The organism is Salmonella sp. SJTUF15581 (genome assembly GCF_043356775.1).
GTDB classification, from domain to species: domain Bacteria; phylum Pseudomonadota; class Gammaproteobacteria; order Enterobacterales; family Enterobacteriaceae; genus Salmonella; species Salmonella enterica.
The window spans coordinates 580,191-603,868 of sequence record NZ_JBEUJY010000001.1; the positions used below are offsets into that span (position 1 = coordinate 580,191).

General features: G+C 54.4%; 22 protein-coding genes. 14 read left to right on the forward strand and 8 right to left on the reverse strand.

All coding sequences use genetic code 11. The features are described from left to right. The first annotated feature begins 2 nt into the window (after positions 1-2). The 12 genes from murD to mutT all read left to right on the forward strand — a co-directional run bounded on the left by murD (position 3) and on the right by mutT (position 14,545). Positions 3-1,319 (forward strand): UDP-N-acetylmuramoyl-L-alanine--D-glutamate ligase, encoded by a 1,317-nt coding sequence (murD, locus tag ABVN36_RS02760; RefSeq protein ID WP_112324582.1) that lies wholly within the window; start codon positions 3-5, stop codon positions 1,317-1,319. Continuing rightward, entirely contained in the window at positions 1,319-2,563 is a 1,245-nt protein-coding gene (gene ftsW / locus ABVN36_RS02765) for a cell division protein FtsW (RefSeq protein ID WP_001239803.1), read from the forward strand. The genes murD and ftsW overlap by 1 nt, the downstream gene beginning before the upstream one ends. After that, a complete protein-coding gene (gene murG / locus ABVN36_RS02770) occupies positions 2,560-3,627 on the forward strand; it encodes an undecaprenyldiphospho-muramoylpentapeptide beta-N-acetylglucosaminyltransferase (protein ID WP_000016613.1) in 1,068 nt (355 codons plus the stop codon). The genes ftsW and murG overlap by 4 nt, the downstream gene beginning before the upstream one ends. A 118-nt stretch (positions 3,628-3,745) precedes the next feature. Then, the gene (murC, locus tag ABVN36_RS02775; protein WP_001096070.1) at positions 3,746-5,221 is read left to right on the forward strand and encodes a UDP-N-acetylmuramate--L-alanine ligase; all 1,476 of its coding nucleotides are present in this window, start codon (positions 3,746-3,748) and stop codon (positions 5,219-5,221) included. Beyond that, positions 5,214-6,134, forward strand: coding sequence for a D-alanine--D-alanine ligase (locus ABVN36_RS02780; RefSeq protein ID WP_000763906.1), 921 nt, complete (start codon positions 5,214-5,216; stop codon positions 6,132-6,134). Before murC ends, ABVN36_RS02780 begins: the two co-directional genes overlap by 8 nt. 1 nt (position 6,135) lies before the next feature. Next, the gene (ftsQ, locus tag ABVN36_RS02785) at positions 6,136-6,966 is read left to right on the forward strand and encodes a cell division protein FtsQ (protein ID WP_000075728.1); all 831 of its coding nucleotides are present in this window, start codon (positions 6,136-6,138) and stop codon (positions 6,964-6,966) included. Next, a complete protein-coding gene (gene ftsA, locus ABVN36_RS02790) occupies positions 6,963-8,225 on the forward strand; it encodes a cell division protein FtsA (RefSeq protein ID WP_000588463.1) in 1,263 nt (420 codons plus the stop codon). The genes ftsQ and ftsA overlap by 4 nt, the downstream gene beginning before the upstream one ends. 60 nt (positions 8,226-8,285) lie before the next feature. After that, complete coding sequence (gene ftsZ / locus ABVN36_RS02795) at positions 8,286-9,437, forward strand: cell division protein FtsZ (RefSeq protein WP_000462785.1); 1,152 nt, start codon at positions 8,286-8,288, stop codon at positions 9,435-9,437. Positions 9,438-9,537: 100 nt separating this feature from the next. Further along, a complete protein-coding gene (gene lpxC, locus ABVN36_RS02800; RefSeq protein ID WP_000595487.1) occupies positions 9,538-10,455 on the forward strand; it encodes a UDP-3-O-acyl-N-acetylglucosamine deacetylase in 918 nt (305 codons plus the stop codon). A gap of 278 nt (positions 10,456-10,733) precedes the next feature. Beyond that, the gene (gene secM, locus ABVN36_RS02805; RefSeq protein WP_023138999.1) at positions 10,734-11,231 is read left to right on the forward strand and encodes a secA translation cis-regulator SecM; all 498 of its coding nucleotides are present in this window, start codon (positions 10,734-10,736) and stop codon (positions 11,229-11,231) included. Between the two features lie 61 nt (positions 11,232-11,292). Continuing rightward, on the forward strand, positions 11,293-13,998 hold the full coding sequence (secA, locus tag ABVN36_RS02810) for a preprotein translocase subunit SecA (protein ID WP_000905756.1): 2,706 nt from the start codon (positions 11,293-11,295) through the stop codon (positions 13,996-13,998). Positions 13,999-14,149: 151 nt separating this feature from the next. Further along, the gene (mutT, locus tag ABVN36_RS02815; RefSeq protein WP_000736058.1) at positions 14,150-14,545 is read left to right on the forward strand and encodes an 8-oxo-dGTP diphosphatase MutT; all 396 of its coding nucleotides are present in this window, start codon (positions 14,150-14,152) and stop codon (positions 14,543-14,545) included. Between the two features lie 33 nt (positions 14,546-14,578). Here the strand turns inward: mutT and ABVN36_RS02820 are convergent, their stop codons facing one another. Next, positions 14,579-15,568: an aldo/keto reductase gene (locus ABVN36_RS02820; RefSeq protein WP_023138998.1), complete on the reverse strand. Its 990-nt coding sequence runs from the start codon at positions 15,566-15,568 to the stop codon at positions 14,579-14,581. 85 nt (positions 15,569-15,653) lie between these two features. Between ABVN36_RS02820 and ABVN36_RS02825 the strand changes: the two genes are divergently transcribed. After that, a complete protein-coding gene (locus tag ABVN36_RS02825) occupies positions 15,654-16,595 on the forward strand; it encodes a LysR family transcriptional regulator (RefSeq protein ID WP_023138997.1) in 942 nt (313 codons plus the stop codon). Here ABVN36_RS02825 and yacG read toward each other — a convergent pair. From yacG to coaE, 3 genes are read right to left on the reverse strand one after another with little or no spacing between them, the layout of a single operon-like run. After that, complete coding sequence (yacG, locus tag ABVN36_RS02830) at positions 16,592-16,783, reverse strand: DNA gyrase inhibitor YacG (protein ID WP_001286419.1); 192 nt, start codon at positions 16,781-16,783, stop codon at positions 16,592-16,594. The genes ABVN36_RS02825 and yacG overlap by 4 nt on opposite strands. A gap of 9 nt (positions 16,784-16,792) precedes the next feature. Beyond that, positions 16,793-17,536 carry a cell division protein ZapD gene (gene zapD, locus ABVN36_RS02835; RefSeq protein WP_000557441.1) on the reverse strand — a complete coding sequence of 248 codons (744 nt, stop codon included), beginning with the start codon at positions 17,534-17,536 and terminating at the stop codon, positions 16,793-16,795. Continuing rightward, a complete protein-coding gene (gene coaE, locus ABVN36_RS02840; protein WP_023138996.1) occupies positions 17,536-18,156 on the reverse strand; it encodes a dephospho-CoA kinase in 621 nt (206 codons plus the stop codon). Before coaE ends, zapD begins: the two co-directional genes overlap by 1 nt. Before the next feature lie 225 nt (positions 18,157-18,381). Between coaE and ABVN36_RS02845 the strand changes: the two genes are divergently transcribed. Continuing rightward, entirely contained in the window at positions 18,382-19,425 is a 1,044-nt protein-coding gene (locus ABVN36_RS02845; RefSeq protein ID WP_001217365.1) for a GMP reductase, read from the forward strand. Between the two features lie 30 nt (positions 19,426-19,455). Here the strand turns inward: ABVN36_RS02845 and hofC are convergent, their stop codons facing one another. The 4 genes from hofC to nadC form a co-directional block, all read right to left on the reverse strand. After that, positions 19,456-20,658, reverse strand: a complete 1,203-nt coding sequence (gene hofC, locus ABVN36_RS02850) for a protein transport protein HofC (RefSeq protein ID WP_023138995.1) — start codon at positions 20,656-20,658, stop codon at positions 19,456-19,458. Further along, positions 20,648-22,033, reverse strand: coding sequence for a type II secretion system protein GspE (gene gspE / locus ABVN36_RS02855; protein ID WP_023138994.1), 1,386 nt, complete (start codon positions 22,031-22,033; stop codon positions 20,648-20,650). Before gspE ends, hofC begins: the two co-directional genes overlap by 11 nt. Before the next feature lie 9 nt (positions 22,034-22,042). Next, positions 22,043-22,480, reverse strand: coding sequence for a prepilin peptidase-dependent pilin (ppdD, locus tag ABVN36_RS02860; protein WP_000414989.1), 438 nt, complete (start codon positions 22,478-22,480; stop codon positions 22,043-22,045). A 221-nt stretch (positions 22,481-22,701) separates the two neighbouring features. Further along, the gene (nadC, locus tag ABVN36_RS02865) at positions 22,702-23,595 is read right to left on the reverse strand and encodes a carboxylating nicotinate-nucleotide diphosphorylase (protein WP_001135135.1); all 894 of its coding nucleotides are present in this window, start codon (positions 23,593-23,595) and stop codon (positions 22,702-22,704) included. Between the last annotated feature and the right edge of the window lie 83 nt (positions 23,596-23,678).

Below are 23,678 nucleotides of genomic sequence, written 5' to 3' on the forward strand. Positions count from 1 at the left end.
TCATGGCTGATTACCAGGACAAAAACGTCGTCATTATTGGTCTGGGCTTAACCGGACTCTCTTGCGTGGACTTTTTTCTCGCCCGCGGCGTGACGCCGCGGGTGATGGATACTCGCGTGACGCCGCCGGGTCTGGATAAGCTGCCGCAAGAGGTTGAGCGTCACGTTGGCGGCCTGAACGACGAGTGGCTCTTAGCGGCGGATTTAATCGTCGCCAGCCCTGGTATTGCTCTGGCGCATCCCTCTCTTAGCGCTGCCGCCAGCGCTGGAGTGGAAATTGTCGGCGATATCGAACTGTTTTGCCGCGAAGCGCAAGCGCCGATTGTGGCCATCACCGGCTCGAACGGCAAAAGCACCGTGACCACCTTAGTGGGCGAGATGGCGAAAGCGGCGGGCGTCAATGTCGGCGTTGGCGGCAATATCGGTCTTCCGGCGCTGATGCTGCTGGATGCCGATCGCGAATTGTACGTGCTGGAATTATCCAGTTTCCAACTGGAAACTACCTCAAGTTTGCAAGCGGCGGCGGCAACGGTGCTCAACGTCACTGAAGATCATATGGACCGGTATCCGTTTGGTTTGCAACAGTACCGGGCGGCGAAACTGCGCGTCTACGAGAAGGCGAAAGTGTGCGTGGTGAATGCCGATGACGCGTTGACGATGCCGGTTCGTGGGGCCGATGAGCGCTGCGTCAGCTTTGGCGTCAATATGGGTGATTATCACCTTAATCGTCAGCAGGGCGAAACCTGGCTGCGAGTCAAAGGCGAGAAGGTGCTGAACGTGAAAGAGATGAAGCTTTCCGGGCAGCATAACTATACCAATGCGTTAGCGGCGCTGGCGCTGGCGGATGCCGTAGGTCTGCCGCGCGCCAGCAGTTTGAAAGCGTTGACGACATTTACCGGTCTGGCGCATCGCTTCCAGCTGGCGTTGGAGCATAACGGCGTACGTTGGATCAACGACTCTAAAGCGACCAATGTCGGCAGTACCGAAGCGGCGCTAAACGGTTTGCATGTGGACGGTACGCTGCATCTGCTGCTGGGCGGCGACGGTAAGTCGGCAGACTTTTCTCCGCTGGCGCGCTATCTGACCGGCGATCGTATCCGCCTGTATTGCTTTGGGCGCGATGGCGCGCAGCTTGCCGCACTGCGTCCGGAAATCGCCCAACAGACTGAGACGATGGAAGAGGCGATGCGTTTGCTGGCGCCGCGCGTTCAGACGGGTGATATGGTGCTGCTGTCGCCCGCCTGCGCCAGCCTCGATCAGTTTAAAAATTTTGAGCAACGGGGCGATGTCTTTACCCGTCTGGCGAAGGAGTTAGGTTGATGCGTTTATCTCTCCCCCGTCTGAGAATGCCGCGCGTACCAGGCTTTGGCCTCCTGGCCTGGCTGTTTGCGGCGCTTAAAGGCTGGGTGATGGCTTCGCGCGATAAAGACGCCGACAGTCTGATCATGTATGACCGCACGCTGCTATGGCTGACCTTCGGGCTGGCGGCGATTGGTTTTGTCATGGTGACGTCGGCCTCCATGCCAGTCGGGCAGCGCCTGGCGAACGATCCGTTTTTGTTTGCCAAACGTGATGCGCTCTATATCTTCCTGGCATTTTGTCTGGCGATGGTCACGCTACGTTTGCCCATGACCTTCTGGCAAAAATACAGCACGACGATGCTGATTGCGTCGATCATTATGCTGCTTATCGTGCTGGTCGTCGGGAGCTCGGTCAACGGGGCGTCGCGCTGGATTGCGCTGGGGCCGCTGCGTATTCAGCCTGCGGAGTTTACCAAGCTGTCGCTGTTCTGCTACCTCGCGAACTATCTGGTGCGTAAGGTTGATGAGGTGCGAAATAACCTGCGCGGCTTTTTAAAACCAATGGGCGTGATTCTGGTGCTGGCGGTGTTACTGCTGGCGCAGCCTGACCTCGGGACGGTGGTCGTACTGTTTGTCACCACGCTGGCGATGCTGTTTCTCGCCGGGGCGAAATTATGGCAGTTCATCGCCATTATCGGGATGGGCATCTCGGCGGTGATTCTGTTAATCCTCGCCGAACCGTATCGTATTCGCCGCGTTACCTCGTTCTGGAACCCCTGGGAAGATCCGTTCGGCAGCGGTTATCAGCTGACGCAGTCGCTGATGGCTTTTGGTCGCGGTGAGATATGGGGGCAAGGGCTGGGGAATTCGGTGCAGAAACTGGAGTATTTGCCGGAGGCGCACACCGATTTCATCTTCGCCATTATTGGGGAAGAACTGGGTTATATCGGTGTGGTATTGGCGCTTTTAATGGTATTCTTCGTCGCTTTTCGCGCGATGTCGATTGGCCGTAAGGCATTGGAGATTGACCACCGTTTTTCCGGATTTTTAGCGTGTTCTATCGGTATCTGGTTTAGTTTCCAGGCGCTGGTAAACGTTGGCGCGGCCGCGGGGATGCTGCCGACCAAAGGCCTTACGCTGCCGCTGATCAGTTATGGCGGGTCGAGTCTGTTGATTATGTCGACGGCCATTATGTTTTTATTACGTATTGATTATGAAACGCGTCTGGAAAAAGCGCAGGCGTTTACACGAGGTTCTCGATGAGTGGTCAACCGAAGCGGTTAATGGTGATGGCGGGCGGTACCGGCGGGCACGTGTTCCCGGGACTGGCCGTTGCGCATCATTTAATGGCCCAGGGCTGGCAAGTTCGCTGGCTGGGTACCGCCGATCGTATGGAAGCGGATTTAGTGCCGAAGCATGGCATCGATATTGACTTTATTCGGATCTCCGGTCTGCGCGGCAAAGGCGTAAAAGCGCTTCTGGCGGCGCCGCTGCGGATTTTTAACGCCTGGCGGCAGGCGCGGGCGATCATGAAGCGATTTAAGCCGGATGTCGTGCTGGGAATGGGCGGTTATGTTTCCGGCCCCGGCGGTCTTGCCGCCTGGTCATTGGGTATTCCGGTCGTTTTGCATGAGCAAAACGGTATCGCCGGGCTAACCAATCAGTGGCTGGCCAAAATCGCGACCACGGTGATGCAGGCGTTTCCCGGTGCGTTTCCGAACGCGGAAGTGGTGGGTAACCCGGTGCGTACCGACGTACTGGCGTTGCCGTTGCCGCAGGTGCGTCTGGCCGGTCGTGACGGCCCGATTCGCGTGTTGGTGGTCGGCGGTTCTCAGGGGGCGCGAGTCCTGAACCAGACGATGCCGCAGGTTGCCGCCAGACTGGGCGATACGGTTACAATCTGGCATCAAAGCGGAAAAGGCGCGCAGCTCACGGTAGAGCAGGCATATGCCGGGGCGGGACAACCGCAACATAAGGTAACGGAATTTATCGATGACATGGCCGCCGCCTATGCGTGGGCGGATGTGGTGGTATGTCGTTCCGGCGCTTTAACGGTGAGCGAGATCGCCGCCGCCGGATTACCGGCGATATTCGTGCCGTTTCAGCATAAAGACAGGCAGCAGTACTGGAATGCGCTGCCGTTAGAAAACGCCGGCGCAGCTAAGATTTTTGAGCAGCCGCAGTTTACTGTAGAGGCTGTCGCCGACACCCTGGCGGGGTGGTCGCGCGAGGCGTTGTTAACCATGGCGGAGCGTGCCCGCGCGGTATCCATTCCGGATGCTACCGAGCGCGTCGCCAGTGAAGTCAGCCGGGTTGCCCGGACATAATTTGTGGCGGTGCCTTTTGCATCGCAGGGTTTTTCTACCCTCAATAATTTGGGTTGCAGGCAAGCCAACGCATCTGCAATTTGAAGTATGGCGGGTATTGGAGTTAATGGCGTAAAGAATGAATACACAACAACTGGCAAAACTGCGTTCCATCGTGCCCGAAATGCGTCGCGTTCGGCACATTCACTTTGTCGGCATCGGTGGTGCTGGTATGGGCGGTATTGCCGAAGTTCTGGCCAATGAAGGGTATCAGATCAGTGGTTCCGATTTAGCGCCGAATCCGGTGACCCAGCAGTTGACGAGCCTGGGGGCGACGATTTTCTTTAACCATCGTCCGGAAAATGTGCGTGATGCCAGCGTGGTCGTCGTTTCCAGCGCAATTTCCGCGGATAACCCGGAAATTGTCGCGGCGCATGAAGCGCGTATTCCGGTTATTCGCCGTGCGGAAATGCTGGCGGAACTTATGCGTTTTCGCCACGGCATCGCCATTGCCGGGACGCACGGAAAAACCACAACGACCGCGATGGTGTCCAGTATTTATGCCGAAGCGGGGCTGGACCCGACTTTTGTGAATGGCGGTCTGGTGAAAGCCGCAGGCGTTCATGCGCGTCTGGGCCATAGTCGTTACCTGATTGCCGAGGCAGATGAGAGCGACGCGTCCTTCCTGCATTTGCAGCCGATGGTCGCGATCGTCACCAACATCGAAGCCGACCATATGGATACCTATCATGGCGACTTTGAAAATTTAAAGCAGACGTTTATTAACTTCCTGCATAACCTGCCGTTCTACGGTCGCGCGGTAATGTGCGTCGACGATCCGGTCATCCGCGAGCTGCTGCCGCGGGTGGGGCGTCAGACCACGACGTATGGCTTTAGCGAGGATGCTGACGTCCGCGTAGAAGATTATCAGCAGATAGGGCCGCAGGGGCACTTTACGCTGTTGCGCCAGGGAATGCCGGATCTGCATGTCACGTTGAATGCGCCGGGTCGCCACAATGCCCTGAATGCCGCTGCGGCAGTGGCGGTAGCGACCGAAGAAGGCATCGCCGATGACGCTATCCTGCGCGCGCTGGAAAGCTTCCAGGGGACCGGGCGTCGTTTTGACTTCCTCGGCGAGTTCCCGCTTGAGCCGGTGAATGGTAAAGCCGGGACGGCGATGCTGGTGGATGACTATGGCCATCATCCGACCGAAGTAGACGCCACCATTAAAGCTGCGCGAGCAGGGTGGCCGGATAAAAACCTGGTGATGCTGTTTCAGCCGCACCGTTACACGCGCACGCGCGATCTGTATGACGATTTCGCCAATGTGCTGACCCAGGTCGATGCGCTGCTGATGCTGGACGTTTACCCGGCGGGCGAAGCGCCGATTCCGGGCGCGGATAGCCGTTCTTTATGTCGTACGATTCGTAATCGGGGAAAAATTGACCCGATTCTGGTTTCCGATCCGGCTCAGGTTGCGACAATGTTAGCGCCGGTGCTGACGGGTAACGACTTGATATTAGTGCAAGGCGCAGGAAATGTTGGCAAAATTGCGCGTTACTTATCTGAAATCAAGCTGAAGCCGCAAATCCAGGAGGAAGAGCAACATGGCTGATAAAATCGCGGTCCTGTTGGGCGGAACCTCTGCGGAGCGGGACGTTTCGTTAAATTCCGGCGCGGCAGTGTTGGCCGGGCTACGTGAAGGCGGCATTAATGCGCATCCCGTCGATCCGCAAGAGGTCGATGTCGCGCAGCTTAAAGCAATGGGCTTTCAGAAGGTCTTTATTGCGTTGCATGGCCGCGGCGGTGAAGATGGCACCTTACAGGGAATGCTTGAGCTGCTCGGCCTGCCTTATACCGGCAGCGGCGTGATGGCCTCGGCGCTTTCCATGGATAAACTGCGCAGTAAATTGCTGTGGCAGGGCGCAGGCTTACCGGTTGCGCCGTGGGTCGCGCTGACGCGCGCTGAGTTTGAAAAAGGTCTTAGCGAAGAACAAAAAGCGCGAATTTCGGCGCTGGGTTTACCGCTGATCGTCAAACCCAGCCGTGAAGGCTCCAGCGTCGGTATGACGAAAGTAGTAGAAGAAAATGCTTTACAGGGTGCGTTATCATTGGCTTTTCAGCATGATGACGAAATACTGATTGAGAAATGGCTGTGCGGTCCGGAATTTACGGTGGCGATAGTTGGCGAAGAAATTTTACCGTCAATTCGTATCCAACCGGCAGGAACCTTCTATGATTATGAGGCGAAGTATCTCTCTGATGAGACTCAGTATTTCTGCCCTGCCGGTTTAGAAGCGTCCCAGGAAGCCGCGCTACAGTCTCTCGTCCTGCAGGCATGGAAAGCTTTAGGCTGCACGGGATGGGGGCGTATTGACGTCATGCTGGACAGCGATGGTCAGTTTTATCTGCTGGAAGCCAATACTTCTCCGGGGATGACCAGCCATAGTCTGGTGCCGATGGCGGCGCGTCAGGCGGGAATGAGCTTCTCGCAGTTAGTGGTACGAATTCTGGAGTTGGCGGACTGATATGTCGCAGGCTGCGCTGAACACGCGAAACAGTGATGAAGAGACGCCTTCTTCACGCCGCAATAATGGAACGCGTCTTGCAGGAATTTTATTCCTGCTGACGGTACTGTGCACCGTGTTTGTTAGCGGGTGGGTCGTGTTAGGGTGGATGGAAGATGCGCAGCGTTTACCGTTATCAAAGCTGGTATTAACCGGCGAGCGTCACTACACGCGTAACGATGATATCCGTCAGGCGATACTGGCTCTGGGCGCGCCGGGAACCTTCATGACGCAGGATGTGAACATTATCCAGAGCCAGATTGAGCGTTTGCCGTGGATTAAACAGGCCAGCGTCAGAAAACAGTGGCCTGATGAATTGAAGATTCATCTGGTTGAATATGTGCCGATTGCGCGTTGGAATGATCAACATATGGTCGATGCTGAAGGGAACACCTTCAGCGTGCCGTCAGACCGCATCGGCAAACAGGTTTTACCCATGTTGTATGGCCCGGAAGGCAGCGCGAGTGAAGTGTTGCAGGGATACCGCGAGATGGGGCAGGTGCTGGCTAAGGATAAATTCACTCTGAAGGAAGCGGCGATGACCGCACGTCGCTCCTGGCAATTGACGCTTAATAACGGCATTAAGCTCAATCTCGGCAGGGGCGATACGATGAAAAGGTTGGCTCGCTTTGTAGAACTCTATCCGGTTTTACAGCAGCAGGCGCAAACCGATGGCAAACGGATTAGCTACGTTGATTTGCGTTATGACTCAGGTGCGGCAGTTGGCTGGGCGCCGCTCCCCCCTGAGGAATCTAATCAGCAACAGAATCAGGCACAGGCAGAACAACAATGATCAAGGCGACGGACAGAAAACTGGTAGTAGGACTGGAGATTGGCACCGCGAAGGTTGCCGCTTTAGTAGGGGAAGTTCTGCCCGACGGTATGGTCAATATCATTGGCGTGGGCAGTTGCCCATCGCGGGGTATGGATAAAGGCGGGGTGAATGACCTTGAGTCAGTGGTGAAATGCGTTCAGCGCGCCATTGACCAGGCGGAATTGATGGCCGATTGCCAGATCTCCTCGGTATATCTGGCGCTTTCCGGCAAACATATTAGCTGTCAGAATGAAATTGGTATGGTGCCCATTTCCGAAGAGGAAGTGACGCAAGAAGATGTGGAAAACGTCGTGCATACTGCGAAGTCAGTGCGCGTGCGCGATGAACATCGCGTGCTGCATGTGATTCCTCAGGAGTACGCCATTGACTACCAGGAAGGCATTAAAAATCCGGTCGGTCTTTCCGGCGTGCGTATGCAGGCGAAAGTACATTTGATTACCTGCCACAACGATATGGCAAAAAACATTGTCAAAGCTGTTGAACGTTGTGGTCTGAAAGTTGACCAACTGATATTTGCCGGACTGGCGGCCAGTTATTCCGTGTTAACGGAAGATGAACGTGAACTGGGCGTCTGTGTCGTGGATATCGGCGGTGGTACAATGGATATCGCCGTTTATACTGGCGGCGCGCTGCGTCATACCAAAGTGATCCCTTACGCGGGGAACGTGGTGACCAGCGATATCGCTTATGCCTTTGGTACGCCGCCGAGCGATGCTGAAGCCATTAAAGTCCGCCACGGTTGCGCGCTGGGTTCCATCGTCGGTAAAGACGAGAGCGTTGAAGTACCAAGCGTAGGCGGGCGTCCGCCGCGCAGCCTGCAACGTCAGACGCTGGCGGAAGTGATTGAGCCGCGTTACACCGAGCTGCTCAATCTGGTCAACGAAGAGATATTGCAATTACAGGAACAGCTTCGCCAACAAGGGGTAAAACATCACCTGGCGGCGGGGATTGTGTTAACCGGCGGCGCGGCGCAAATCGAAGGGCTTGCTGCTTGCGCTCAGCGCGTGTTTCATACGCAGGTGCGTATCGGCGCGCCGCTGAATATCACCGGTCTGACGGATTATGCCCAGGAGCCGTATTACTCAACGGCGGTGGGATTGCTTCACTACGGGAAAGAGTCCCACTTAAACGGTGAAGCAGAAGTGGAAAAACGTGTTACGGCATCAGTTGGCTCGTGGATCAAGCGACTTAATAGCTGGCTGCGAAAAGAGTTTTAATTTTTATGAGGCCGCCAGATATTACGGCCTCAGGCGACAGGCACATGACGGAGAGAGATTATGTTTGAACCTATGGAACTAACCAACGACGCGGTGATTAAAGTCATCGGCGTCGGTGGTGGCGGCGGTAACGCTGTTGAACACATGGTGCGCGAGCGCATCGAAGGTGTTGAATTCTTCGCGGTGAATACCGACGCTCAGGCGTTGCGTAAAACGGCGGTTGGCCAGACTATTCAAATTGGTAGCGGCATTACCAAAGGTCTGGGCGCCGGCGCTAACCCGGAAGTCGGTCGTAACGCGGCGGACGAAGATCGTGAAGCGCTGCGTGCGGCGCTTGAAGGCGCAGACATGGTATTTATCGCGGCAGGCATGGGCGGCGGTACTGGAACCGGCGCGGCGCCAGTGGTTGCTGAAGTGGCAAAAGATTTAGGTATTCTGACCGTTGCCGTGGTGACTAAGCCTTTCAATTTTGAAGGCAAAAAGCGCATGGCATTTGCGGAGCAGGGTATCACCGAGCTGTCCAAGCATGTGGACTCGTTGATCACCATCCCGAACGACAAGCTGCTGAAAGTGCTGGGCCGTGGTATCTCCCTGCTCGACGCGTTCGGCGCGGCTAACGACGTGCTGAAAGGCGCGGTTCAGGGTATCGCAGAGCTGATCACCCGCCCGGGCCTGATGAACGTCGACTTTGCTGACGTGCGTACCGTGATGTCTGAAATGGGCTACGCAATGATGGGCTCCGGCGTGGCGAGCGGTGAAGACCGTGCGGAAGAAGCGGCTGAAATGGCTATTTCTTCTCCGCTGCTGGAAGATATCGACCTGTCCGGCGCGCGCGGCGTGTTGGTCAACATTACGGCGGGCTTCGACCTGCGTCTGGACGAGTTTGAAACCGTCGGTAACACCATTCGCGCGTTTGCGTCGGATAACGCCACCGTGGTTATCGGTACCTCTCTGGACCCGGATATGAACGACGAACTGCGCGTGACCGTTGTTGCCACTGGAATTGGTATGGACAAACGTCCGGAAATCACTCTGGTCACCAATAAACAGGTGCAGCAGCCGGTGTTGGATCGTTATCAGCAGCACGGTATGGCGCCGCTGACGCAGGAGCAAAAAACGGTCGCAAAAGTGGTTAACGACAATACACCACAGGCGGCGAAAGAGCCGGATTATCTGGATATCCCCGCATTCCTGCGTAAGCAAGCTGATTAAGAATTAGCTGGAATTTGGGATTCTGGGCTCTTTGTGCTAAACTGGCCCGCCGAATGTATAGTACACTTCGGTTGGATAGGTAATTTGGCGAGATTATACGATGATCAAACAAAGGACACTTAAACGTATCGTTCAGGCGACTGGCGTCGGTTTACACACCGGCAAAAAAGTCACCCTGACATTACGCCCTGCGCCGGCCAATACCGGGGTCATCTATCGTCGCACCGACTTGAATCCACCGGTAGATTTCCCGGCCGATGCCAAATCTGTGCGTGATACCATGCTCTGTACGTGTCTGGTGAATGAGCATGATGTACGGATTTCAACCGTTGAGCACCTGAATGCTGCTCTGGCGGGCTTAGGTATCGATAACATCGTTATTGAGGTTAATGCCCCGGAAATCCCGATCATGGATGGCAGTGCCGCTCCGTTTGTCTACCTGCTGCTTGATGCCGGTATTGATGAACTGAACTGCGCCAAAAAATTCGTACGCATCAAAGAGACTGTTCGGGTTGAAGATGGCGATAAATGGGCTGAATTCAGACCGTACAATGGTTTTACGTTGGATTTCACCATCGACTTTAACCATCCGGCGATCGATTCCAGCAGCCAGCGCTACGCGATGAACTTCTCTGCGGATGCGTTCATGCGCCAGATCAGCCGTGCGCGTACCTTCGGTTTTATGCGTGATATCGAATATCTGCAGTCCCGCGGCCTGTGCCTGGGCGGCAGCTTCGATTGTGCCATCGTTGTTGACGATTATCGCGTATTGAACGAAGACGGCCTGCGTTTTGAAGATGAATTCGTTCGTCACAAAATGCTCGACGCGATCGGTGACTTGTTCATGTGTGGTCACAATATTATTGGTGCGTTTACCGCGTATAAATCCGGTCACGCATTGAATAACAAATTGTTACAGGCAGTCCTGGCAAAACAGGAAGCCTGGGAATTTGTGACCTTCCAGGACGACGCAGAACTGCCGTTGGCTTTCAAAGCGCCTTCGACGGTACTGGCATAACGACATACGCTGTCGTATAAAATTCGACTGGTTAACCTGGCACTCTCTCCGGCCAGGCGAGCCAGTCGTTTTTTTTACTATCCTTTATCTGCGCTTTCCTTAATACAGCCATTTTGACAGGGTTAAATGGAAACACGGCGCGTTCGCTGTTTTCTTAGCCGATTTTCACCTTAGCTTCTCGTCATTACTGCTGTAGCGCGTACGCTTTAATGATAAGATTTGTGCGCAAATTGTTTTGATTCCGTAAGCCCATGAGGGGCATATCAGGTGGCAATGACGTGAGTGGAATACTGACGCGCTGGCGACAGTTAGGCAGACGATACTTCTGGCCGCATCTCTTATTAGGGATGGTCGCGGCGAGTTTTGGTTTGCCCGCGCTCAGTAACGCCGCTGAAACCAATACGCCTGCAAGGACGACCGCCAGCACCGCGTCTAAAGTTAACTTTAGCCATCTTGCGCTGTTAGAAGCCTCTAACCGTCGTCCCAATTTCACCGTAGATCACTGGCATCAGCACGCTATTCGCACGGTGATTCGCCACCTTTCTTTTGCAATGGCGCCGCAAACGCTGCCCGTTGCCGACGCGCCGTCGCCATTACAGGCGCATCATATCGCCTTACTGAATACGCTCAGCGCGATGCTCACGCAGGAGGGCACGCCGCCGGCGATTGTTCGCCGCCTCTCCCTGGCGTATTTTGCGCCACAAACCGCATTTAGCATCCCGGCCTGGATAAGTCAGGCGCAGGGTATCCGCGCCGGTCCGCAACGTCTCAGCTAACGAAAAAAGACCCTTTTACTTTATTTGTAGCTCCGCGGCGCGGGGCATTTGAGACTTTATTATGCTAATCAAATTATTAACCAAAGTATTCGGTAGCCGTAACGATCGTACGCTGCGTCGTATGCGTAAGGCCGTCAGCCTTATTAATGCGATGGAACCGGAGATGGAAAAACTCTCCGATGACGAACTGAAAGCGAAAACCAACGAATTTCGCGCCCGTATTGAAAAAGGCGAAAGCGTAGAGAGCCTGATTCCGGAAGCGTTCGCGGTGGTGCGTGAAGCCAGTAAACGCGTCTTTGGGATGCGTCACTTCGACGTTCAGCTATTGGGTGGTATGGTGCTCAACGATCGCTGTATCGCCGAAATGCGTACTGGTGAAGGTAAAACGCTGACCGCAACGCTGCCAGCCTACCTGAACGCGCTGTCCGGCAAAGGCGTTCATGTGGTAACCGTGAACGACTATCTGGCGCAGCGTGACGCCGAAAACAACCGTCCGCTATTCGAATTCCTCGGTATGTCCGTTGGTATCAACCTGCCAGGTATGCCTGCGCCAGCTAAACGTGAAGCTTACGCTGCCGACATCACTTACGGCACTAACAACGAATACGGTTTTGACTACCTGCGCGACAACATGGCGTTCAGCCCGGAAGAGCGCGTGCAGCGTAAACTGCATTATGCGCTGGTGGATGAGGTTGACTCCATCCTGATCGATGAAGCGCGTACGCCGCTGATTATTTCCGGCCCGGCGGAAGATAGCTCGGAAATGTACAAAAAAGTGAACAAAATCATTCCGCACCTGATTCGTCAGGAGAAAGAAGATTCTGACACTTTCCAGGGCGAAGGCCACTTCTCCGTTGATGAGAAAGCGCGCCAGGTTAACCTGACCGAACGCGGTCTGGTGCTGATCGAAGAGCTACTGGTGCAAGAAGGCATTATGGATGAAGGCGAGTCGCTCTACTCGCCTGGCAATATTATGTTGATGCATCACGTCACCGCCGCGCTGCGCGCGCACGCGCTGTTTACCCGTGACGTGGATTACATTGTGAAAGACGGCGAAGTCATCATTGTTGATGAACATACCGGTCGTACCATGCAGGGGCGTCGCTGGTCTGACGGTCTGCACCAGGCGGTAGAAGCGAAAGAAGGCGTTGAAATTCAGAATGAAAACCAGACGCTGGCGTCTATTACCTTCCAGAACTACTTCCGTCTGTATGAAAAGCTGGCCGGTATGACCGGTACGGCGGATACTGAAGCCTTCGAATTTAGCTCTATCTATAAGCTGGACACCGTCGTTGTTCCGACCAACCGTCCGATGATCCGTAAAGATTTGCCGGATCTGGTCTACATGACCGAAGCGGAAAAAATCCAGGCCATTATCGAAGATATTAAAGAGCGTACCGCGAACGGTCAGCCAGTGCTGGTCGGGACGATTTCTATCGAGAAATCTGAAGTGGTCTCCAGAGAGCTGACCAAAGCGGGCATCAAACATAACGTACTGAACGCAAAATTCCACGCCAACGAAGCAGGCATCGTTGCGCAGGCTGGTTATCCAGCGGCGGTCACTATCGCTACTAACATGGCGGGTCGTGGTACCGATATTATGCTGGGCGGTAGCTGGCAGGCGGAAGTCGCCGCGCTGGAAGCGCCGACGGAAGAACAGATTGCGCAGATTAAAGCGGACTGGCAGGTACGCCATGACGCGGTTCTGGCTGCCGGCGGTCTGCATATCATTGGCACCGAGCGCCATGAATCCCGCCGTATCGACAACCAGCTGCGTGGCCGTTCCGGTCGCCAGGGCGATCCGGGTTCTTCCCGTTTCTACCTGTCGATGGAAGATGCGCTGATGCGTATTTTCGCCTCCGATCGTGTCTCCGGTATGATGCGTAAACTGGGGATGAAGCCGGGCGAAGCGATTGAGCACCCGTGGGTGACGAAAGCTATCGCTAACGCGCAGCGTAAAGTAGAAAGCCGTAACTTCGATATTCGTAAGCAACTGCTGGAATATGATGATGTGGCGAACGATCAGCGCCGTGCAATTTATACCCAGCGTAACGAACTGCTGGATGTGTCTGACGTGAGCGACACCATTAACAGCATTCGCGAAGATGTCTTTAAGGCGACTATCGACGCCTACATTCCGCCGCAGTCGCTGGAAGAGATGTGGGATATCCCGGGTTTGCAGGAACGCCTGAAAAACGACTTCGACCTGGAGATGCCGATTGCCGAATGGCTGGATAAAGAGCCGGAGCTGCATGAGGAGACGCTGCGTGAGCGCATCCTGGCGCAGTCCATCGAGGTGTATCAGCGTAAAGAAGAGGTGGTTGGCGCTGAAATGATGCGTCATTTCGAAAAAGGCGTGATGCTGCAAACGCTCGATTCCCTGTGGAAAGAGCATCTGGCGGCGATGGATTACCTGCGTCAGGGTATTCATCTGCGCGGCTATGCGCAAAAAGATCCGAAGCAGGAATACAAGCGCGAATCCTTCGCTATGTTCGCCGCGATGCTGGAATCGCTGAAATATGAAGTGATCAGTACCCTGAGCAAAGTCCAGGTACGTATGCCGGAAGAGGTCGAAGCGATGGAAATGCAGCGTCGCGAAGAGGCGGAGCGCCTGGCGCAGATGCAGCAGCTAAGCCATCAGGATGACGATGCCGCCGTGGCTGCCGATCTGGCCGCCCAAACAGGAGAACGTAAGATTGGACGTAACGATCCTTGCCCTTGTGGTTCCGGTAAGAAATACAAACAGTGTCACGGTCGCCTGAGCTAATGCGATAAACTTACCGGCCTGATAAGACATAATGTGTTGCCATCAGGTCGGTGCTGGCATTATTGCCGAAGGGCGCTACGCTTATTCGGCCTGGCATTGAACACAGATAAAAAGGCGCAGGCGACTGCGCCTTTTTTATGGATGCAACAAGATGAAAAAACTGCAAATCGCGGTTGGGATTATCCGCAACCCGAACGACGAAATTTTTATTACCCGACGCGCCGCTGATGCGCATATGGCGAACAAGCTGGAATTTCCGGGCGGAAAAATTGAAGCCGACGAAACACCAGAGCAGGCGTTGATCCGGGAGCTACAGGAAGAGGTGGGGATTACGCCAACACAGGTGACATTATTCGACACTCTGGAATATCAATTCCCGGATAGACACATTACGCTGTGGTTTTGGCTGGTTGAACGCTGGGAGGGCGAACCGTGGGGGAAAGAAGGGCAGCCGGGACGGTGGATCGCGCAGAACGCGTTGAATACGGACGATTTTCCGCCGGCCAATGAACCGATTATTCGTAAATTACGCCAATTTGCTCCTTAGTGGGGGATCGCAACACGATCCCCATCGATCTTATTAGCGATTTAATGTCGACATAATTTCCGGCCAGTAGCGGGGGCCGGCCGCGGCGTCGTGAGGAAAAACCGTCTCAATTGCCGCCAGCTCCTGCGGGCTTAGGGTCAGTGATAACGCGCCGAGGTTTTCATCCACCCTGGCGCAGTGGCGGGTGCCGGGAATGGGAACGAGGTGCCTGTTGCGGGCCAGCAGCCAGGCCAGCGCTAATTGTGCGGGGGTACACTCTTTTTCGCGTGCCATTTGTTTTATTGCTTCAGCCAGACGTAAATTGTGCGAGAAGTTCTCACCCATGAACCTGGGATTTGTGCGACGGAAGTCATTCGCAGCAAAATCTTCTGGCGTTTTAATCGTACCGGTCAGAAATCCGCGTCCCAGCGGGCTGTAAGCGACGAATCCTATACCCAACCGTTCACAGGTGGAAAGTGCTGAAATTTCCGCTTCGCGGGACCAAAGCGAATACTCACTTTGCAGCGCGGTAATAGGGTGAACGTTATGGGCGCGTTCCAGCGTTTGCGTTGATGCTTCGGATAGCCCGAGATAACGCACTTTTCCCTCGCGCACCAGGTCCGCCATTGCACCGACAGTCTCTTCTATGGGAACTGATGGATCAACGCGATGTTGATAGTACAGATCGATATGATCGACCCCCAGGCGTTGCAGGCTTTGCTCACAACTACGGCGAACGTACTCCGGTCTGCCATTGACGCCACGCGCCATAGGGTTAGCAGGGTCGAGAACGATACCAAATTTCGTCGCTAAAAATACCCGATCGCGACGATCGGCGATGGCTCTTCCGACTAACCTTTCATTGGTATAAGGGCCATACATATCTGCGGTATCGAGCAGTGTTACCCCCTGATCTAACGCATAATGTAGCGTCTTAATTGAGGTGCTGTCGTCATGAGCGCCGTAAAATGCGCTCATGCCCATACATCCCAGTCCGATGGCTGACACTCGCGGTCCGTTTGCGCCTAATGTACGATATTGCATACTGCCTCCATGAGGATATTTTGTGCATGGCAGGTAGTCTATACTTGGCGTATAACATGAAAAATAGGGGGAATAAGCATGGTTTATGAAGGCTGGCTTAATAATGCGTCATGATGTGATGTCCATATTGCATGCTTTTTGCATGATTGCTGAAAACCATAGCTTCACGCGGGCAGCGGCGCAGTTACATATTTCCACGTCGGCGTTAAGTCAGAATATGCGTCAACTGGAGGATGAACTTGGCGTGAAATTGTTGAACCGAACCACCCGGCGTGTCGGTTTGACAGAAGCAGGACATGCCTTTCTTGTCAGTATCAGGCCCGCATTGAACCATATTGATGAGGCGATGGAACATGCCCGCCAGAGCCGCGATATACCCGGAGGGACATTACGCCTGACCGTACCGCGCACGGCGGCTACGCTTTTGTTACAACCTAATCTCGCCGGTTTCATGCGCGATTATCCCGATATTCGGCTGGATATCGATGTGAATGACGGTTTTGTGGATTTAATTAACGAACGCTTTGATGCCGGTATTCGCTTTGGCGATGCGGTACAACTTGATATGAATGTCGTTCCGCTCGGTGATGTTTTACGCCCGGCGATCGTAGCATCCCCTGCATACCTTGCGCGTTTTGGCACGCCGCTGCACCCTCAGGAACTCATCAATCACCGCTGCCTTTGCCATCGTTTTACGCGTGAGAGCGGGCTATATCGGTGGGAGTTTGTTCACGGAGCGCAACGGCTGGAAATTACGCCGGAAGCCGCGTTAATGGTGAATGATAAAGCGTTGCGTCTCTCCGCCGCGCGTGATGGGGCAGGGCTAACCTATGTTTTTGAACAGGATGTCCACGAAGACTTACAGGATGGGCGGTTGTGTTCCGTACTTGACGAGTGGCTGCCTGCGGCGGACCGGTTTTATTTGTATTATCCCGGCCGCGCGCATATGGCACCAAAACTACGCGTATTTATTGATTATTTTTGTCATAAGGCGATATTGCCGTCTCAACAGAGCCATCACTGTTAGCGCTCTTCGCTCCAGTCGTCGCTATCAGACTGGTCGCCGCTGCTGGCGATTCGTTTCTCTTCGGCGGCCCATTCGCCCAAATCAATTAACTGACAGCGTTTAGAACAAAATGGGCGGAAGGGGCTAATTTCCCCCCAGACGACCGGTTTACCGCAGGTCGGACAGTTTACGACGGTCACGTCAGACATTTTTACTCCTTAGCAACAGGCCAGTTCAAAATCAAGACGCTCCGGCACCAGACCATTTTCACTATCCAGCGGCATAAAGCGAATGGCAAAACGGCTCTTATGGCCGGAAATTTGCGGATAAAGTTGTGAATCGAGCGTCAGCATAAGACGCAGCAAATCGGCGTCGTCCCCGTTATCCTGATAAAAACCGTTCAGACTGGTTTGCTTACGGAAAGGCGCTGAATTACGGATCAGATCAAGCACCAGCGTCAGCGCCTGGGTGAGGGGATTCAGGCTGGCAAGCCAGCTTTCAATCTGGGCGTCGCGCTGCGCCTGTTGTAGGTGCAACCAGATATGCAGAGTGGGTAAATCGAAACTGCAACAGCCGCCAGGAATACTTAAGCGTTGACGCACAAGGGCAATCAAGCGATCTTCGCGTAGCTGCTGGCCAATCCTCGGGGCGGAGATCAGCACGCTGCCCGCGGATTTTAACTGCTGGCGCAGGGCTTCAATACGGTCTTGATCGACGCCGGGAACCTCAACCCAGGCCTGTAATTTACGCTGCTGGCGCTCCAGTTCTTTCAGCAGTTCGGTACGGACTTCGCCCCGTTCGAACACATCCAGTAGATCGCTGATGTTACGGAAAAAATGCAGTGCGCCAGCATGGTCTGCAATTGGCAGGTTGATGGAAAGCTGTTGGATCAAAAACTCTATGCGCAGCCACGTACGCATCTTCTCATTGAGAGGGTGTTCAAATAGGACCTGGGTGTGCATTACGGTTTTTCCTGTGAGACAAACTGCGACGCGAGCTTAAGATAACTGGCGTGCAGGCGGGCCACATCTGATGCGATAGCATCCGGTGCGCCGTTATTATCAATAACATCGTCCGCCACGGCAAGGCGCGCTTCACGCGTCGCCTGCGCAGCGAGAATGTGTTCAACATGCTCGCGCCTAACATCATCACGCTGCATTGTGCGTATGAGCTGCGTTTCGGGCGTCACGTCAACCACCAGTACGCGGTTGGCTTTTTGATACAGCCTGTTTTCAACCAGCAGAGGCACAACCCATAACACATAGGGCGACGTAGCCTGTTGAAACTGTCGTTGGGTTTCCTGCTGAATTAAGGGATGAAGCAGAGCGTTAAGCCAGGCTTTTTCTTCCGGATGCGAAAAAATACGCTCACGCAGCGCCCGGCGACGTAACGTGCCGTCGGCGGCGATAAGTTCAGAACCAAAATGTTCCGCTATTGCGTTCAGGGCGGGCTGCCCTGGCTCAACCATCTGGCGCGCGATAATATCCGCGTCGATGACGGTTATTCCGAGGTCAGCGAAGGCATCAGCGACGGTACTTTTACCGCTGCCAATACCGCCGGTTAAGGCTACGGTATACCTCATATCTCCAGCTTCCGGAATTTTAGTTTGACAATCAAAAGGTTAAATTTCAAGCATGCAAAGACGATACGCTCTGAGCATTAACCTACTATTCGCCAGGTAAATTTATGGGATTGTAACGTAAAAAAAGAGAATTTCGCAGTCTTGTACGGCCATGATTAGTGCGTATGATAACGTCACTGGAGTTGTGAGTTTCGATTTTTCGCCATTAACCCCAGGAATCCGCACATGCGTATTGAAGAAGATCTGAAGTTAGGTTTCAAAGACGTTCTTATCCGTCCTAAACGTTCTACCCTCAAAAGCCGTTCCGATGTCGAACTGGAACGTCAATTCACCTTTAAACACTCAGGTCAGACCTGGTCTGGCGTACCGATTATTGCGGCCAATATGGATACCGTCGGGACGTTTGAAATGGCGCAAGCATTGGCCGGGTTTGATATTCTGACTGCTGTACATAAACATTATACCGTTGAAGAGTGGGCAGCTTTTATCAACACGGCTTCGGCTGATGTTCTCAAGCATGTGATGGTTTCCACCGGGACCTCTGATGCTGATTTCGAAAAAACCGTGCAGATTCTGGCGCTGAATCCTGCGCTGAACTTTGTCTGTATTGATGTGGCCAATGGCTATTCAGAACATTTTGTGCAGTTCGTCGCGAAAGCACGTGAAGCATGGCCGACAAAAACAATCTGCGCAGGCAATGTGGTAACGGGCGAGATGTGCGAAGAGCTTATCCTCTCCGGCGCCGATATCGTGAAAGTGGGAATTGGTCCTGGCTCCGTATGCACGACGCGTGTAAAAACCGGCGTTGGTTATCCGCAACTGTCGGCGGTTATCGAATGCGCTGACGCGGCGCATGGCCTGGGCGGCATGATCGTCAGCGATGGCGGCTGCACCATGCCAGGCGACGTAGCAAAAGCCTTTGGCGGCGGCGCGGATTTCGTTATGTTGGGCGGCATGCTGGCGGGGCACGAAGAGAGCGGCGGCAGCGTGGTAGAAGAGAACGGCGAGAAATTTATGCTGTTCTACGGCATGAGTTCGGAATCTGCGATGAACCGTCATGTCGGCGGCGTTGCGAAATACCGCGCGGCAGAAGGTAAAACGGTTAAATTGCCGCTGCGTGGGCCGGTGGGCAATACCGCCCGCGATATCCTGGGCGGCCTACGCTCAGCCTGCACTTATGTCGGCGCGTCTCGCCTGAAAGAGTTGACCAAACGCACCACCTTTATTCGGGTGCAGGAACAAGAAAACCGCATTTTCAATAGCCTCTAATATTCTGGCTGGCGTAAATGTGCGCCAGCCTTATCCCATCCCGCTCATCGCGTCTCCCAGATGAAAAATCGGCAAATACATCGCCACCACCAGCGTACCGATAATTAAACCGGTGATGATCAATAACGCCGGTTCCAACAGCGACGCCAGATTATCGGCCAGCGCCAGCGTAGTTTCACTGTGGTGACGGGCAAGGTTATGCAGCATGATATCGAGTGAACCGGACGCTTCGCCCGTTCTGACCAGTTGCAGGCATAGCGGACTAAATTCCTGGGTATTTTTTAGCGCCAACCAGACCGGATTGCCCGCGGCGATCTCCTGATGTACCTGCGTTAAACGCTGTGACCAGTAAGGGCAGCCGAGACTCTCGATAGCGCTTTCCAGTCCCTGAAGAAAAGGAATGCCTGCGCTTTGGGTTAATGCCAGTACGGTGAATATTTGCGCTAGTTTCTGGCCTCTTATCAGGCGACCCATAACGGGAAGCCGTAGCAGAAGACGCTGCCGCTGCGCTTGCCAGGACGGTTTTTGTTTTACCCTGCGGTGAGCGATAGCAATGAGCATCGTCAGGAACAAGATGAGCCAACCCCATGTCGACCCCCATTGCGCTATCGCGATAATACCGCGCGTCAGAAGAGGGAGCGGGGTATTGAAGCTACGGTAAATGGCGGCAAATTCCGGCAGGACAAAGTGCAGCATGGCGAAAACGACCAGGGCGGCCATTGTCAGAATAATGGCGGGATAGCGTAGCGCCTTTTTCACGCTAACCGTAATCTGCCGTTGCGCTTTTTGCTGACGGGCCAGTTCAAAGCAGCATTCGGCCAGTTTGCCGGTCAGTTCTCCGGTGCGGATCATCGTCTGGTAGAGCGGCGGAAATACCTGCGGCCAGGAGACTAATGCGCTGGAAAAAGGGACGCCCTGTTCAAGCTCGTGAGCCAGCGTGCGCAACAGCGCTTGCCATTGTCGGTGTGGATGCTGTTGCGCAAGGAGTTCCAGCCCTTCAGAAAGCGTCAGTCCGGCATGAATGAGCGTGGCCAACTGATGAATAATTTCAGCGCTTTGCTCTTCTTTCCACAGTGCGGCGTTAACGCCCATGCGCTTGATGCGAAGCGGCATAATGCGCTGATGTTGCAGGGTGATGATCAGCGCCAGACGATTGTCCACCCATACAACGTCTTGTTCCAGTTGACCTTTATCGTTAACGCCTTGCCAGCGCCAGAGCTGTTTAACGCTCATGGGGCATTCCCAGAACGCGCAGTATCTCTTCAAAGGACGTCATGCCTTGCTCAACGGCGCGACAGCCATTTTCAAAAAGCGTCCCTGTACCGGTCTGTTGGAGGTGGGCTTCCAGTGCTTGCGCCGATGCGCCGCTCGCAATTAACTGACGTAATGCCGGGGTAACGGTTAACACTTCGAATAACGCGGTTCGGCCATAAAAGCCGTGGTAGCAATGCTGGCAGCCGTTTGCCTGCCAGCGCGGTAGCGCGCTGGGCCAAAGATTGGGCGATAGCACCACGGGATCGCTCAGACGCTGTTTGCAGTGCGGGCAAAGCTTCCTTACCAGGCGTTGCGCTACCACCAGCGTAAGCGCCGATGAGATCATCCAGCGTGCTACGCCCATTTGCTGCAAACGTATCAGGGTTTCGCTGGTGGAGTTTGTATGGAGCGTTGAAAGTACCAGATGGCCCGTTTGTGCCGCCTTAATGGCGATTTCTGCGGTGTCGCCGTCACGAATTTCACCTACCATGATGATGTCAGGGTCCTGGCGTAAAAGCGCGCGCAGCACATTTTGAAAGGTGAGCCCGGCGCGGGGATGGACCTGCGTCTGGTTAATCCCATCCAGTGGAATTTCTATCGGATCCTCAACGCTACAGAGGTTGATACCCGGCGTATTCCGGGTTTGTAGCGCGCTGTATAGCGTGACCGTTTTTCCGCTACCGGTGGGGCCAGTCACCAGTACCAGCCCTTGAGGTTGCTGTAGGGCTTGTCTAAAAGCGGTAAGTTGTGCCCCGTACATGCCCAGCGTGTCCAGATCCAGCGTTTGTTCAACCTGATGCAATAACCGTAAGACGACTTTTTCGCCTTCTTTACAGGGAAGCGTGGCGATACGAAAAGAGATGCTGTCGCCCGTCAGGTCAACGGTAAATTGCCCGTCCTGCGGCAGCCGATGTTCAGCGATGTCCAAATTTCCCAGGACTTTCAATCTGGCCGTCAGCGCAAGCCCCGTCTCTTTGGCGATGTCCTGCAGAATATGAAGAACGCCGTCGATGCGGAGTCTTATTCGGTAGCGGCTGGCGCCTGGTTCGAGATGGATATCAGAAGCGCGTTTCGCCATCGCCGAGCGTAATGTCTGATTGAGAAGCTGGGCCGCGGTTTCTCCGCCTTTCGCGGCGTTTGCCGAGGGTGCCTGATCCTGCTTATGCCGATGATTTTCCATTTGCTGGCGAGTCCAGCACACAATATCAATCTGTTTTTGCGTGGCGAAATGCAGAGCGTCCAGTAACGCATGAGAGGGCGCGTCGACCACAGCAACAGTGATACTGTTGCTGGCGCTATTGATCAGTACAGCCTGATGACGTTGACACAAGGTGTTGAGCTGAGCGTCTTTCATCTTGTCTCCTTAGTTGGCGTCAAAACGGAAGACATCTTCACAAGCCTGTTGTAACGCGCTGTCGCTTTGAATATTGCAGTTACGCGTCCAGCCGGTAATGCCGTTAGCATTGTCCCAGGCGGGCGTCATGATGACGCTAAGCCCGCTCAGACTCTCCTGGCCGGTAAGCGTGATGACGCCTTTTTCCACGCTCATGCCCGAAACATAACGGGTGATGACGGGCGAGGGGATACCGTTGACGCCCGCATCGCATGTGCTCGTCCCTCCATGTTCCAGAGCGCAGAGTTCGACGGCGGTACGGTAGGGGACAAACGTTTGCAACATATCCGTCAGCGCCGCTTTACGCAGATAGTTCTGGTAAGCCGGAATGCCAATGGCGCTTAAAATGGCGATGATGCCAATAACGACCATCAGTTCGATAAGCGTGAAACCGCGTTGTTTTTCCATTGTTCGCTCCTTGAGTTAGCTGGCGCTACTGTGGCAAACGAGGAAAGAGCAGGCGAGCGGCAAAAGGTAAAATGGGAAGGCGGATTCTGAAGATTTTCGCTGCGTTACATTACACGGCAACGTTATTGCGAGGCGCTACGAATATTTTACCGAATCACGACGCGGATCTACGGACAGGTGATTTATAGACCCGACGGCGCAGCGCCATCGGGCGGAGAGGATCAGCAAAAACGCATGGAGAGATCGAGCGCGCGTACGTGCTTGGTCAGCGCGCCAACGGAGATGAAATCCACCCCGGTTTCAGCAAATTCGCGTAAGGTTTCCGCGGTGACGTTGCCGGATACTTCCAGCCGCGCCTGGCCGTTGACGCGTTTCACCGCCTCGCGCATCTGGTCGGTGTTGAAATTATCCAGCATGATAATATCCGCGCCTGCTTTCAGCGCATCGTCCAGTTCATCCAGATTTTCGACCTCGACTTCTACCGGCACGTCCGGATGTAGCCAGAACGCTTTTTCCACCGCCTGACGAACCGAACCGGAGGCGATAATATGGTTTTCTTTAATCAGGAACGCGTCAGTGAGGCCCAGACGATGATTGGCGCCGCCGCCGCATAAAACCGCATATTTGAGCGCGGTGCGCAGACCCGGCAGCGTTTTACGCGTGTCGAGCAACTGGGTTTGGGTGCCAGCCAGCAGTCCAACGTAGCGGCGTACTTCACTGGCGACGCCGGAAAGGGTCTGGACAAAATTTAACGCCGTGCGCTCGCCGGTCAGCAATACGCGAGCCGGGCCGTTCAGTTCAAACACTGTTTGGTTGGCGTGAATGGCGTCGCCGTCATCGACATGCCAGGTGAGGCGCACATCATCGCCCGCCAGTTGGATGAAGACCTCTTCAACCCAGCGCTTGCCGCAGAAAACGCCGTCTTCACGAGTGATCACCGTGGCATGGGCTTGCGTATCTGCTGGCAAAAGTTGCGCGGTGATATCGTTGCCAGCATCGACTTCTCCACCTAAATCTTCACGCAGCGCCTGAGCAACGGCGGCAGGGATATCGAGATTAATGCGTTCCAGTAGCGCGTCACGTCGGTCGTCTGGGTTATAACGGCGAGGCGGCATGATAAAACTCCAAATTGCTAACGAATCATAAGGTAGAAACATGCTACTCTGAAGCAGCTATAAGCACCACTCAAAAGGAGACT